The 12,148-nt window shown below is 66.2% G+C and carries 15 protein-coding genes; 5 read left to right on the top strand and 10 right to left on the bottom strand.

The genetic code is table 11. The features are described 5' to 3' along the window. Positions 1-61 precede the first annotated feature (61 nt). The 3 genes from GTP77_RS01175 (at position 62) to GTP77_RS01165 (ending at position 1,670) form a co-directional block, all read left to right on the top strand. The gene (locus tag GTP77_RS01175) at positions 62-1,108 is read left to right on the top strand and encodes a 2-dehydropantoate 2-reductase (RefSeq protein WP_161070331.1); all 1,047 of its coding nucleotides are present in this window, start codon (positions 62-64) and stop codon (positions 1,106-1,108) included. Between the two features lie 95 nt (positions 1,109-1,203). Then, positions 1,204-1,395: an antitoxin PaaA2 family protein gene (locus GTP77_RS01170; protein ID WP_161070330.1), complete on the top strand. Its 192-nt coding sequence runs from the start codon at positions 1,204-1,206 to the stop codon at positions 1,393-1,395. Between the two features lie 2 nt (positions 1,396-1,397). After that, positions 1,398-1,670, top strand: coding sequence for a type II toxin-antitoxin system RelE/ParE family toxin (locus tag GTP77_RS01165; protein ID WP_260048236.1), 273 nt, complete (start codon positions 1,398-1,400; stop codon positions 1,668-1,670). 12 nt (positions 1,671-1,682) lie between these two features. Here the strand turns inward: GTP77_RS01165 and GTP77_RS01160 are convergent, their stop codons facing one another. From GTP77_RS01160 to GTP77_RS01125, 8 genes are all read right to left on the bottom strand, one after another. Next, positions 1,683-2,348, bottom strand: a complete 666-nt coding sequence (locus tag GTP77_RS01160) for a uracil-DNA glycosylase (protein WP_161070328.1) — start codon at positions 2,346-2,348, stop codon at positions 1,683-1,685. 2 nt (positions 2,349-2,350) lie between these two features. Then, the gene (gene lipA / locus GTP77_RS01155; protein ID WP_161070327.1) at positions 2,351-3,346 is read right to left on the bottom strand and encodes a lipoyl synthase; all 996 of its coding nucleotides are present in this window, start codon (positions 3,344-3,346) and stop codon (positions 2,351-2,353) included. 4 nt (positions 3,347-3,350) lie between these two features. Then, entirely contained in the window at positions 3,351-4,034 is a 684-nt protein-coding gene (gene lipB / locus GTP77_RS01150; RefSeq protein WP_161070326.1) for a lipoyl(octanoyl) transferase LipB, read from the bottom strand. A gap of 42 nt (positions 4,035-4,076) precedes the next feature. After that, positions 4,077-4,700, bottom strand: coding sequence for a glutathione transferase (gene yfcF, locus GTP77_RS01145; RefSeq protein ID WP_161070325.1), 624 nt, complete (start codon positions 4,698-4,700; stop codon positions 4,077-4,079). A gap of 30 nt (positions 4,701-4,730) precedes the next feature. Next, positions 4,731-5,009, bottom strand: a complete 279-nt coding sequence (locus GTP77_RS01140) for a DUF493 family protein (protein WP_161070324.1) — start codon at positions 5,007-5,009, stop codon at positions 4,731-4,733. Positions 5,010-5,080: 71 nt separating this feature from the next. Further along, entirely contained in the window at positions 5,081-5,851 is a 771-nt protein-coding gene (locus tag GTP77_RS01135; protein WP_161070323.1) for a hypothetical protein, read from the bottom strand. A 50-nt stretch (positions 5,852-5,901) separates the two neighbouring features. Next, positions 5,902-6,684 (bottom strand): DUF2491 family protein, encoded by a 783-nt coding sequence (locus tag GTP77_RS01130; RefSeq protein WP_161070322.1) that lies wholly within the window; start codon positions 6,682-6,684, stop codon positions 5,902-5,904. A gap of 1 nt (position 6,685) precedes the next feature. Continuing rightward, a complete protein-coding gene (locus GTP77_RS01125; RefSeq protein ID WP_161070321.1) occupies positions 6,686-7,579 on the bottom strand; it encodes a hypothetical protein in 894 nt (297 codons plus the stop codon). Positions 7,580-7,662: 83 nt separating this feature from the next. Between GTP77_RS01125 and GTP77_RS01120 the strand changes: the two genes are divergently transcribed. Beyond that, entirely contained in the window at positions 7,663-8,148 is a 486-nt protein-coding gene (locus GTP77_RS01120) for a phage regulatory CII family protein (protein ID WP_161070320.1), read from the top strand. Positions 8,149-8,337: 189 nt separating this feature from the next. Here the strand turns inward: GTP77_RS01120 and GTP77_RS01115 are convergent, their stop codons facing one another. Continuing rightward, positions 8,338-10,254 carry a DUF6600 domain-containing protein gene (locus GTP77_RS01115; protein ID WP_161070319.1) on the bottom strand — a complete coding sequence of 639 codons (1,917 nt, stop codon included), beginning with the start codon at positions 10,252-10,254 and terminating at the stop codon, positions 8,338-8,340. Positions 10,255-10,344: 90 nt separating this feature from the next. Next, entirely contained in the window at positions 10,345-11,007 is a 663-nt protein-coding gene (locus GTP77_RS01110) for a LysE family transporter (RefSeq protein ID WP_161070318.1), read from the bottom strand. A 173-nt stretch (positions 11,008-11,180) separates the two neighbouring features. Here GTP77_RS01110 and GTP77_RS01105 point away from each other — a divergent pair, with 173 nt between their 5' ends. Next, a complete protein-coding gene (locus tag GTP77_RS01105; RefSeq protein ID WP_161070317.1) occupies positions 11,181-12,128 on the top strand; it encodes a DUF808 domain-containing protein in 948 nt (315 codons plus the stop codon). Positions 12,129-12,148: the final 20 nt, after the last annotated feature.

The raw sequence follows: 12,148 nt of genomic DNA, 5'->3' as shown, positions 1-12,148 counted from the left end.
TCGGCTCCGCCAATTGCGTCCATATTGAAGCCTGGCCCACAACAGTAGTTTTTTGCAATCCATGGATACTCGAGCTCCCCTCCATCCCGGCGCCATCGCCGTCTTCGGCGCCGGTTCGATCGGCGCCTACGTGGGCGGCGCGCTGCTGGGCTCGGGCGCCGGCGTGACCTTGCTGGGCCGGGCGCGCATGCGCCAGCGCATCGCCGAACACGGCTTGCACCTGACCGACCTGCAGGGCCGCGAACTGCTGCTGGACGGCGCCCGCGTGCCCTATGCGGACGACCCGGCCATGCTGGCCGCGCTATCCCAACCGGCGCTGATACTGGTGACGGTCAAGAGCGCCGATACGGCCGCCGCCGCCGAGGCCATCCGCGCCCACGCCCATCCGTCGGCGCTGGTGCTCAGCCTGCAAAACGGCGTCGGCAACGCCGCCACGCTGCGCCGCCTGCTGCCCGGCTGGACCGTGCTGGCCGGCATGGTGCCCTTCAACGTGGTGCAGATGCCGGACGGCCGCCTGCACCGGGGCACGGCCGGCGAGCTGATGGTGGAAGCGTCGCCCGCGCTGGCGCCCTGGCGGGCGGCGTTCCGGGCGGCTCATTTGCCGCTGGGCGAATGCGCGGACTTCGACGCCGTCCAGTGGGGCAAGCTGCTGATTAACCTGAACAATTCCGTCAACGCCCTGTCCGGCGTGCCGCTGGTGCAGCAGCTGCGCCAGCGCGGCTACCGGCGCTCGCTGGCGCTGATGGTGGACGAGGGCCGCGCCGTGCTGGCCAGGGCGGGCATCCAGCCGGCCAAGGTGGTCAGCGTGGGGCCGCGCGCCTTCTCGCTGATCCTGCGCCTGCCGGACGCGCTGTTCACGCGCGTGGCCGCGTCCATGCTGAAAATAGATCCGGAGGCGCGCTCCTCCATGTGGGAGGACTTGCAGGCGGGCCGCAAGACCGAGGTGCACTACCTGAACGGCGCCATCACGGCGCTGGCCGCATCCGTGGGCATGGACGCCCCGGTGAACCACCGCATGACGGAACTGGTCACGGCAGCGGAGGACGGCAAGCAAACCACCTTGAGCGCCATCGAGATGTACCGCGCCCTGTCCGCCGCCAAGGCCTAGCTATTTTTGGGGCCATTGTTTGCGAAAAGTGGTTTGCAATCATCCCGGCCGGAACGATACTCTAGTAATCGCCAATCCGACTCTACGAGAAACTGATGACTGCAGGAAGCAAAAATAGCGCTGCACCTGCCGTACCGCCCGACTCCGACGCCAGCTACGACGAATGGCTGGCCGCCGAAGTGGACGATGCCATCCATGATCCTCGTCCAAGTATTCCTAACGACGAGGTAAAGCGGTATTTTGCAGCCAAGCGCGAAGTTTTGAAAAAACGCATCAAAGGCGACTAGCCTTGAGGCTGCTCTGGAGGCCAATGGCATTGGCGGACCGCGAGCGCATTATGGACTTCATCGCCAGAGACAACCCTGCAGCGGCGCTCAAGCTGGATGAACTCATCGAGAAGAAAACTGATCAGCTAACCACTCAGCCGACGCTGTACAGAATCGGCCGCAAAGCGGGCACCCGCGAAATGGTCGTCCACCCGAACTATCTCGTCATCTACCGCATCCACAAAGGCTGTATCGAAATTCTCCGCGTAAAACATGCCGCAAAGAAGAGGCCGTGACACAGCGTCCACTCAAGCCCAGCTGATCGGCGTTTGGCCCTGGGCTGCGAGGTAGCTGTTGGCGCGGGAGAAGGGTTTGCTGCCGAAGAAGCCGCGGTAGGCGGACAGCGGCGAGGGGTGGGGCGAGGTGATGATGTGGTGCTTGCTGCCGTCGATCAGGGCCTGCTTGGCGATCGCGTAGCTGCCCCACAGCATGAACACCAGGTGCTCGCGCTCCTGCGACAGGCGGCGGATGGCGCTGTCGGTGAACTGTTCCCAGCCCTTGCGCGCGTGCGAACCCGCTTCGTGGGCGCGCACCGTCAGCACGCTGTTGAGCAGGAACACGCCTTGCTCCGCCCAGTCCGACAGGTCGGTGCGGCTGCGCGCCACGCCCAGGTCCTCTCCCAACTCCTTGAAGATGTTCTGCAGGCTCGGCTGCGGGCGGTTGCCTTCCGGGATGGAGAAGCAGAAGCCCTGCGCCGCGCCGGGCGTGTGGTAAGGATCCTGCCCGAGTATCACCACCTTGACGTCGTCGAAGGGTGTCAGCTCAAAGGCGCGGAAGATGCTGGCGTCGTCCGGGCAGCATGGCCCGGCCGCGTATTCATCCTTGACGAAAGCGTTCAGGGCCGCCCAGTAGGGCTGCCCGAACTGGTCTTGCAGCTGCGCCTCCCACGAGGGCGCGAGGCGCAGCGCGGCCATGCTTACACGGCTTCCAGTACGTTATGCGCCTGTTCGTCCGCATGGTAGGAGGAACGCACCATGGCGCCCACGGCCGCGTGCTTGAAGCCCATCTTGTACGCTTCTTCCTCGAACATCTTGAACACGTCCGGGTGCACGTAGCGGCGCACCGGCAGGTGGCTGTTGGACGGCGCCAGGTACTGGCCGATGGTCAGCATGTCGATGTCGTGCTCGCGCATGTCGCGCATCACCTGCAGGATTTCCTCGTCGGTCTCGCCCAGGCCCACCATGATGCCGGACTTGGTCTTCACGCCGGGATACATGGCCTTGAAGTCCTTGAGCAGCTTCAGCGAATGCATATAGTCCGAACCCGGACGCGCTTCCTTGTACAGGCGCGGCACGGTTTCCAGGTTGTGGTTCATCACGTCCGGCAGGCCGTTGGCGAAGATGTCCAGCGCCTTCTGCAGGCGGCCGCGGAAGTCCGGCACCAGCACTTCGATCTGGGTCTTGGGCGACAGTTCCTTGGTCTTGGTGATGCACTCGACAAAGTGCTGGGCGCCGCCGTCGCGCAGGTCGTCGCGGTCCACCGAGGTGATGACCACATAGCTCAGGCGCAGCTTGGCGATGGTGTTGGCCAGGTTTTGCGGCTCGTCCACGTCCAGCGGATCCGGACGGCCGTGGCCGACGTCGCAGAACGGGCAGCGGCGGGTGCATTTGTCACCCATGATCATGAAGGTGGCCGTGCCCTTGCCGAAGCATTCGCCGATGTTCGGGCAGCTCGCCTCTTCACACACGGTCACCAGCTTGTTCTCGCGCAGGATGTCCTTGATCTCGTAGAAGCGGGTCGATGCGGAGGCGGCCTTGACGCGGATCCACTCCGGCTTTTTCAGGCGCTCGATCTGCTCGATGGGCGTGATCTTGATCGGAATGCGCGAGGTCTTGCTGGCGCCTTTTTGCTTTTCGCTTGCGTTGTAAGCTGGGGCGGCGGGGGCGGTGCTGGAAGGGGTCTCGGTGGTCATAGGCTTAAATTGATACAGTAGTTTCTTCGGCGGGAACAGCTGCTTCCAGCAGCCGCACCAGTTCGTTGGCCAGCGCCAGCTGCACGTCGGCAAGCGGCGCTTCCACTCCCATGGAGCGCATGTCGATGGTTTCCAGTCCAGAATAGCCGCAAGGGTTAATCCAGGTGAACGGGGCCAGGTCCATACCCACATTCAGCGACACCCCATGGTAGGTGCAGCCGTTGCCGCGCACTTTCAGGCCGAGCGCGGCGATTTTGGCGCCCTTTTTCGGGCCGGCGGCAATATAAATGCCGGGCGCGCCCTCGACGCGTTCACCGCCGAGATTATACGCCTGCAGCACATTGATGATGGCTTGCTCGATTTTGTACACAAACTGGCGCGCATACAGCTTGCCGCCCGGCTTGTTGCGGCGCAGGTCCATCATCAGGTAAATCACCACCTGGCCGGGGCCGTGGTAAGTGACCTCGCCGCCGCGGTCGGTCTGCACCACCGGGATGGCGGCAGCACCGGCCAGCAGGTGGCCGCGGTCCGCCCCCAGGCCCAGCGTGAACACGGGCGGGTGCTCGACGATCCACAGCTCGTCTGGGGTTTCGGGCGTGCGCGCGTCCGTGAAGGCGCGCATGGCGGCGAAGGTGGGTTCGTACTCGGCTTGTCCGAGGTGGCGTATCAGTGCCGGGGCGATAGACATGCCGCCATTATAAGTCAGTGCTGAAATACTTTCTTGCCGTGCCTATTTTTTCGGCACCAGCGCCAGCCACTCCTGCACCGGCGCGCGCTGCCACTGGGCCTCGGCGTAGTCTTTCAGCTTCTGCGGCACCTCGTCGCCGCTTTTGATCAGGCGCATCAGCATGACGGCCAGGTCGGTGTCCGCCACGCACCAGCGGGTGAACAGGCTGGGGCCGTCCACCAGCTTGCTTGCGGCGCGTACCAGCTTGTCCGCCGCCGCGCGCGCTGCGGGCGACAGCGGCTGCGTGGCCGGCTCGTAGAACACGGTGATGGTGCTGCGTTCTTGACGGATAGGCATCAGATCGCTGCGCAGCCAGGCCTGGACCTGGCGCGCCAGCGCGCGGCGCTGCGCATTGCGCGGCAGCACGGCGTGGTATTCGGGCGCAGGAAACACTTCGTCCAGGTATTCGCTGATGGCGCTGGACTCGGTGAGCACGAAGCCGTTGTGCACCAGCGCCGGCACGCGCGCGGTCAGCGCCAGGTCGCGGAAGGGCGGCACCAGGTTGGCCCCGGCGTCCAGGTCCACGGTTTTCAGTTCGAAGGGCAGGCCTTTTTCCTTCAGCGTGACGAACACGGACAGGGCATAAGGGCTGGTGAACTGGCTGTCGACGTAGAGGGTGAGGCTCATGGTGCGCTCCGGCGCGGCAGCGCCATCTGGTTACATAACGATTTTTACCATCGGGTGAGCCGACAGTTCGGTGTACAGCGCGTCCAGCTGCGGGCGGCTGGTGGCGCGCACGGTGACGGTCAGGCCGGTGTAGTTGCCCTTGGCCGACGGCCGCTCTTCCATTTTGCCTTTGTGGAAGGTCGGGTCGTGCTTGATGACGACTTCCACGATGGTCGCCGCGAAGTCGATATGGGTCGGCCCCATCACTTTGATGGGGAAATCGCTCGGGTATTCGATGAGGGACTCGCCCGGTGGGATCGCTGTTGCCATGATAATTCCAGAAAATGAATGCCAGCCGGTATTGTAACGCGGTCACAATACCGGCGGCATGCATGGCCTGATTATGCCGTGGCGGTTTTACCGGACAGGCGCTGCAGGCGGGCCAGCGCGGACTCGCCGCCGGCGGCGCCCGGGTTGCTGACGGACTTGCGGATCGCGTCCAGCTCGGCGGCCTGGTCGTGCGGGCGCTGGCCGATGTCGGCCACGATCTTCATGCCGGCCGCTTCATTGCTCACGGCCTGGGCGCGGCGGGTCAGCGCGTTCAGGGCGCTGGAATTGCCCTGCAAGCCTTTCAGGCCGTTGAGCTGCTCCTGGCGCTCGCTGCGCACCTGCTGCAGGTCGCGCTGGGCGTTGGCTTGCGCCAGCGCTTGCAACGCCTTCTTGGCGGCGGCGTCGAAGTCGGCCAGCTGCTGCGACAGCGCGTCGACGATCTTCTGCAGCTCGTTCATATACTCCTCGGCGTCGGCCTGCTCCTGGATTTCCAGCGGCAGGCGCGCCTTGTTCGACTCCAGCTCGTCGCAGAACAGGTTGATGGTCGCTTCCGAGATGCGGCCCGAGGCCAGGCGTTCGCCCAGGGTTTCGGCGGCTTTTTCGTCGTTGGCGATCAGCTCTTGCAGCTTGACCACGTCCGCATGCTCCTTTTCAAAGGAGGAACGGGCGGCGGCCAGCTTCTGGGCCGTGGCGCGCAAGGTGTCGGCCAGGCGGTCGCGGTCGGCCTCGGTTGCCGTTTCGGGATCGAAATTGGCAATCGCTTCGGAGACGCGGTCGCCCAGGGCGCCGAAGTGTTTGGTAATCAGACGCGCGGTTAAACCCCAGCCATTCGAGTTGCTCATGTTGTCCTTCCTTTCGTTAAGATGGAACTGCCGTGTGCGCGCCGCCGTCCTTACTGGATGACGACACGTTCCTGCTCAACCGGTATGCCGATGACAAAGTCGACATGGATACCGCGTTTCCCTGCATCGCCGTTCACGCTGGCGAGTATTTCCGTCGTAATCAGCAAAAACTCCCGGCCCGCGCCGTTCAGCTCGCGGACATAGGGCATCAAATACATCTGCTGCTGCAAGCCGCCCATGCCGCCGGCGTCGTCGATGCGGGTTTCGGTGCCGTTGAACGGCGCCACGAATTCCGCGTCCGGGCTGCCGGCGTCGCGCTGGTAGACCAGGCCTTCCTCGCTGCCGAAGGCCAGTTCCAGGTCGCGCGGGTCCAGGCCACAATCGCCCAGCTGCCCGCGCCACAGGGTGTAGCTGGCGTCGCCCAGGCCGTAGCCCGCTTCGCCGGTGTAGGCTTCCTGGTCCTCCACCGTTTCCGGGATCACGCGGGCCAGCTGGGTGCAGTACAGGATCTCGGCCACCTGGCCCTGCTCGTTTACATACACTTGCAGGAACTTCTCGTCGTCCGCGTCGTCGCCCTTGTCCAGGTAGTAGCGGTACAGCTTGCCGGACAGGTTCAGCTTGATGCGCGAGATGGCCAGGATGCGGGTGTCGCTGCCGTTCGGCATGCGTATCAGCGAACCGGCGGTGCTGGCGCGCAGCAGCGGCGACTGCTGCAGGTTCACCACGCTGCCGATGCGCGCGCCCAGCGGCAACTGCTGGTCGGCCGGCGCTTCGGCCAGGCCGTGCCTGGTGGCGGCGCCGCGAACGTAATCGATTGCATCTTTCCAGCCCATCTCAATCTCCCAAAGTGTAGTTGCGGCCGGCTTTAGGCTTCATCAGCCTGCCGCGCAGCAGGCGCCAGCCGACGTAGCCCAGGCCGATCAGCAGCGCCCAGCCCAACCAGCCCAGGCCGCCCGATTCCTTCTTTGCCTGCCGGGCTTGCGCTGCCTCGGCGGCGTCCATGCCGGCGGTGTTGCCCGTGGCGGTAGCCGCAGCCGTGCCCGCCGCCGAACCGTCCCCGCTGGCCGGGTCCACCGGGCCGAGGGCGCCGATATCTGCCGGCACGTTGGACGGCGCGGGTGCCTGGACCGGGGCGCGGTTGGCGTGGGCCGGCGCGGTCAGGATCGAGCCCAGCACCGCGCCCGCCGCTGCGGCGCCGGCGGTGGCCAGGCGGCCATTGCGGTCGTAACCGCGCTGGTCATAGCCCCGGTTGTCGTAGCCGCGCTGGTCGTAGCCACGGTTGTCATACTGCGGCGCCTGCTGGCCGTATTGCGGCCCTTGCGGCTGGCGCGGCACCACCGGGTCCAGCGGCGGCAAAGTGCGCTGCTGGGCTTCGCGGGCGGCGCGGCGGCTGTCCATGGCGCGCAGCGCGTTTTCCTCGGCCTGGCGCTTCGACAAGTCCTGCGACATGGCGGACTGGTTGCGCGTGCCGGCGGCGCTGTCCGGCGCGCGGCGCGACGAACCGAAGGAGCCGAACGAGGTGTTGCCGCCCCGGCTGGCCGCGCTGTCCGCGCCGCCCGATTTGTTACTTGGGGCGGTGTTATTTCTTGCAGTGCTGCTCTTTTGCGACGAAAATCCGCTCTTGAACGAGCCGGAACTCTTGGCCGGGCGCGTGTCGGCATAGGCGCCGTTCATGGCCAGGGCCATCGACAAGGCCAGCGCTATTGCAGTGCGGAGAGACTTCTTCATTTCCCCAACCTCTCTAGTTGAATGAATAACAGCATAATGACCGATGCATTTAAATGCATCGGTAAAAAAGGACACGCTTCACCATGACCCGCAAGTACTCAGACATGAACCAGCACGACGCGCTGTACACCGTGGCGCGCAGCTATCCGGGTGGAATCGACGCTTTGTCGCAAAGCATGGGGATTTCCGTGAACGTGCTGCGTAACAAATTGTCCCCGTCGATTGCATCGCATTACCCCTCCTTCGAGGAGGTGTCGGCCATCATAGAACTGTGCCAGAAAGCCGGCGTGAAGGACGCCCTGCTGCCCCTGCACGCCCTGCTGACACGGCATGGCATGGCCGCTTTCGTGGTGCCGGTGCCGGAGCAAGTGGCCAAGGACGACCTGTCGCAAACCGTGTGCAGGGTGATGAGCCAGGTGGGCGATGTGGCGGAGGCCGTTTCACAATCTTTACTAGATGGCAAGATTACACCAAGCGAGGCGGATTTGATAGAGCGCGAATTTCACGACGCGCTGTCGGCGCTGGGTGAATGGCGGGCGCGCATACGGCATCTGGCGGACGGTAAATAAAAAAAGAGCCGGCGGGTAGCCGGCTCGAAAAACTATTTTTTTATACAGCGGAAAAAAAAATAGTCGGGAACTTGTGACGAGGCCACTGTATGAAAAGTGGCCCCTAGTCGCCATCAAAATGTGATGAACTGCATAATTCGCGGCCTGGAAGTGCAAAATCCCGGCCTGAAACGCAGTGTGTTCCCGACATTATTCGCGCTGCCTGTGCTCATCCTTGTCACCGCCCCTGCGGCGGCCATTGTTGTTATCGTCGTCGCGCTGCTGCTGCGGCCTCGGCTGCGGCGCCTGCATTTGCGGCGGCGGCTGCGGACGGGGAGCCGGCTGGGCTTGCTGCGGCTGTGGCTGCGGAGGCTGGGCCACCGGCGCAGGCCGGGCGGCTTGCATATCGCGCTGTTCGCGCTGCGCCCGCTGCTGATCGCGTTGCTCCCGCTGTTCGCGCATGCGCTGCTCGGCCCCGTCGTCGCGCTGGCGGAACTGGGCCGCCGGCGACGGCGCAGCTTGCGCCGGCTGCGCAAATGGATGCTGCGCCGGTGGCTGCGGCTGGGCTTGCTGCTGCGGCTGCGGCTGGGCCTGCTGCTGCGCCTGGATCGACTGGCGGTTCCAGCGCTGGCCGGCTTCGCGGCGGTCATTCTCCTCGCGCGCCCGGCGGCGGTCCTCGTCGCCATTCCGGTCGGCCGCCTGCGGCGCGGCGGCCGGCGGCTGGGCGAACGGCATGGCCTGCTGCTGCGCCGGCGCGCGGTTCTGGCCGGGGTTGATGCTCATGCGCGGCTGGCGCTCAGCGGCGTTGTCGCGTTCATGATCGCGGTCGCGGCGGGTTTCGATCACGCGGCCCGGCGTCACCGCGCCCGGCCACACGCGGTTGGCCGGCATCGGCGCGGTCGACAGCGGCACATTGCGCGCGTCGTTCGGCGCCAGCGAAATACGCGGCGCCTTGCCCACATTCACGGTGCGGCGCGCATCGAACTGCTCGCGCGGCAAGACGGTCACGCCTTCGCGGCGCACTTCGCGCTGCGGCTTCCAGTGCACGCTGTTCTGGTGGCTCCAGCCCAGGCGGCGCTCATGCTCGGCCGACACGCGGTAGTTCGGCACAAAGCGGTCGCGCGGCGTGAGCGGATACCAGCCCACGCCGGGGCCGTTGCGGCGGTCGGCAAAGGCGACGCTCCAGTTGCTGCCGCCCACCCAGCCCACCAGCGCCGGCGCCCAGACAGGACGCGAGGTGATGCGGCCCGGCGCCCAGTACCAGCGCGCGTCCAGCATCACCCAGCGGCCGTAGTGCGAGGGCGCGTAGCCCCAGGGCGCGTCGTCCACCCAGGTCCAGCCCCACGGGTCCAGCCAGGTCCAGCGGCCGTCGCGGTAGGGCGCCCAGCCCACCGGCACCGAGCGGGGCGACCACAGCGGGCCGTAGTCCTCGCTCTCGCGCCAGCTGCCGTACTGGTCCAGTTCCTCGTAGCCGGTGACGTCCGCCGTCACATAGCGCAGCGACTGCGAGTTCTCGTCGCGCTTGTCGCGAGCCAGCACCCAGTCGTCAAAGCGGTCGCGCTGCGCCTGGCCGGTGCTGACCTGCTCGCCCTGCACCACGGCGCGTTTTCCCGCGCGCAGCGTGAGGGCGGCGCCGCCGCCGTCCACGCTGGCCGCGCCGGCCAGCACCGAGATCACGCTGGTGTCCGGCTGGCGCTCGCTGTCCACGCGCACCAGGCCCGGCTCCAGCATGGTGATGCGCGCTTGCGGCGTGTTCAGTTCAAAGTCGCCCAGCAGTTCGCCGCTGCGCAGGCGCACGCTGACGCTGCCGTAGTTCAGGCGCAGGCGCAGGCTGTCATCGTCCAGCGCCTCCACTTCCAGGCTGGAGTCGCCGTCCAGGCGGATGGCCGCCGAGCCGATGCGGAACTCCAGCCGCGAACCCGGCGCGGCCGTCACGCGGCTGCCGCCCGCCACGGGCCAGTTCAGCAGGTTGCCGCTGGCCTGCTCGCCGTCGGCCTCGACCGTAACCTGGCCCTCGGCGCTGGAAATGCGGCCCACGCGGGCAGGCGGATCGTCGCCGGCCAGCGCCAGCGAACTGACGGCGACCAGCGCGGTCAACAGGATCAGGTGTACGAATTTGCGGCCCATGGCGGCACTCCAGGATGTAATGAGTCTATTTAACGCCGCAATTGCGGTTCAGACGACGGCCGTTACAAATGTTTTCACATCCGTTCCACATCAGGCGTGGGCGCCGCCGCGCTTGACGAAGAACAGCGCCGCGCCGACCGCCATCAGCAGGCCGCCGAAAACGCGGTTCTGGCGTTTGACGGACTTGGCGTCGCGGAAGAAGCGCTGCATGGACGAGGCCAGGAAGGCGTAGCTGTGCATGACCACCAGGTCGATGGTGCACATGGTGGCGGCCAAAATCAGCAGCTGCGGCACGAGCGGGTGGTCCTGGGCGATAAACTGCGGCAGCACGGCCACCATGAAAATGATGCCCTTGGGATTGGTGGCATTGGTCAGGAAGCCGGTCAACACGCGCTTTTGCAGCGAAGGCAGCACGGCCTTGGCCTGCGCGCCGTCCGCCGCCGCGTCCGCCCCGCCCGGCGCGGCCTGCACCTTGGCGCGCCACTGGCTGAAGCCGAGCCAGATCAGGTACAGCGCGCCCACGGTCTTCACCACATTGAAGGCCAGTTCGGACGCCAGCAGCAGCGAGCCCACGCCCGCGCCGGCAATGGCCAGCACCAGCAGCAAGCCCGCCTGCAGGCCGAGGATGGTGCCGCTGGCCTTGCGCACGCCGTAGGACAGGCCGTGCGACATCGACAGCACGGCGCCGGAACCGGGCGACACGGCAATGATGGAGGCGGCGATAACGAAGGTGATCCAGGTGCTGAAGGCCATGCTGAGTTCCCGAGCTGATTTTGCGAGCGGCCATTGTAGCGCGCCTGCGCGAACACTTGCTTACGGACAGTTGCTTATGAGGTAAGATTGGCGCTGCATCCACTCACACTACCGCGCCATGAACACTCCCGCTCCCGCATTCCTCGCCCCTGCCGCCCCGGAGGGCTGCTGAGATGGCCGGCACCAGTCTGCTGGCCCTGATCGACGATATCACCACCATCCTCGATGACGTGGCCGCCATGAGCAAAGTGGCGGCCAAGAAAACCGCCGGCGTGCTGGGCGACGACCTGGCGCTGAACGCCCAGCAAGTGGCGGGCGTGAACGCCGACCGCGAACTGCCGGTGGTGTGGGCGGTGGCGCTCGGTTCGATGCGGAACAAGGCCATCCTGGTGCCTGCCGCACTGGCCATCAGCGCATTCGCGCCCTGGGGCATCACGCCGCTGCTGATGGTGGGCGGCGCCTATCTGTGCTTCGAGGGCTTCGAGAAAATCGCCCACCCGCTGCTGCACGGCGGCCACGAGGACGAGCACCACCACGCCGAGCTGGCGGCCGCCCTGGCCAATCCGGCGGTGGACATGGTGGCGCTGGAAAAGGACAAGATCAAGGGCGCCGTGCGCACCGACTTCATCCTGTCGGCCGAGATCATCGTGATTGCGCTGGGCACGGTGGCCGAGGCGCCGTTCGCGCAGCAGGTGACGGTGCTGGCCGGCATCGCGGTGGCGATGACGGTGGGCGTGTACGGCATCGTGGCGGCCATCGTCAAGATGGACGACGCCGGCCTGTACCTGGCGCAGCGCCCCGGCGCGGGCGCCTTCACGGTGGGCCTGGGCCGCTTCCTGCTGTCGGCCGCGCCCAAGCTGATGAAGTTCCTGTCGGTGGCCGGCACGCTGGCCATGTTCATGGTGGGCGGCGGCATCCTGACGCACGGCATCCCCGGCGCGCACGACGTGATCCACCATGCGGCCGAGTTCATGGGCGCCACGCCGGGCGCCGGCGCGCTGCTCAAGGCGGTCACGCCGTCGCTGCTGGACGCGGTGGCCGGCGTGGTGGCCGGCGCCATCGTGCTGGCGGGCGTGACGATGGCGGGCCGTTTCTTGCGTTTGTTCAAGCGCTCGCACTGAAATTTCTGATTAGATACGGC

Source organism: Pseudoduganella aquatica (genome assembly GCF_009857595.1).
GTDB lineage: Bacteria > Pseudomonadota > Gammaproteobacteria > Burkholderiales > Burkholderiaceae_D > Rugamonas > Rugamonas aquatica_A.
The sequence above is the reverse complement of the archived record's forward strand: the minus strand, read 5'-3'. Positions and strand labels throughout refer to the sequence as shown.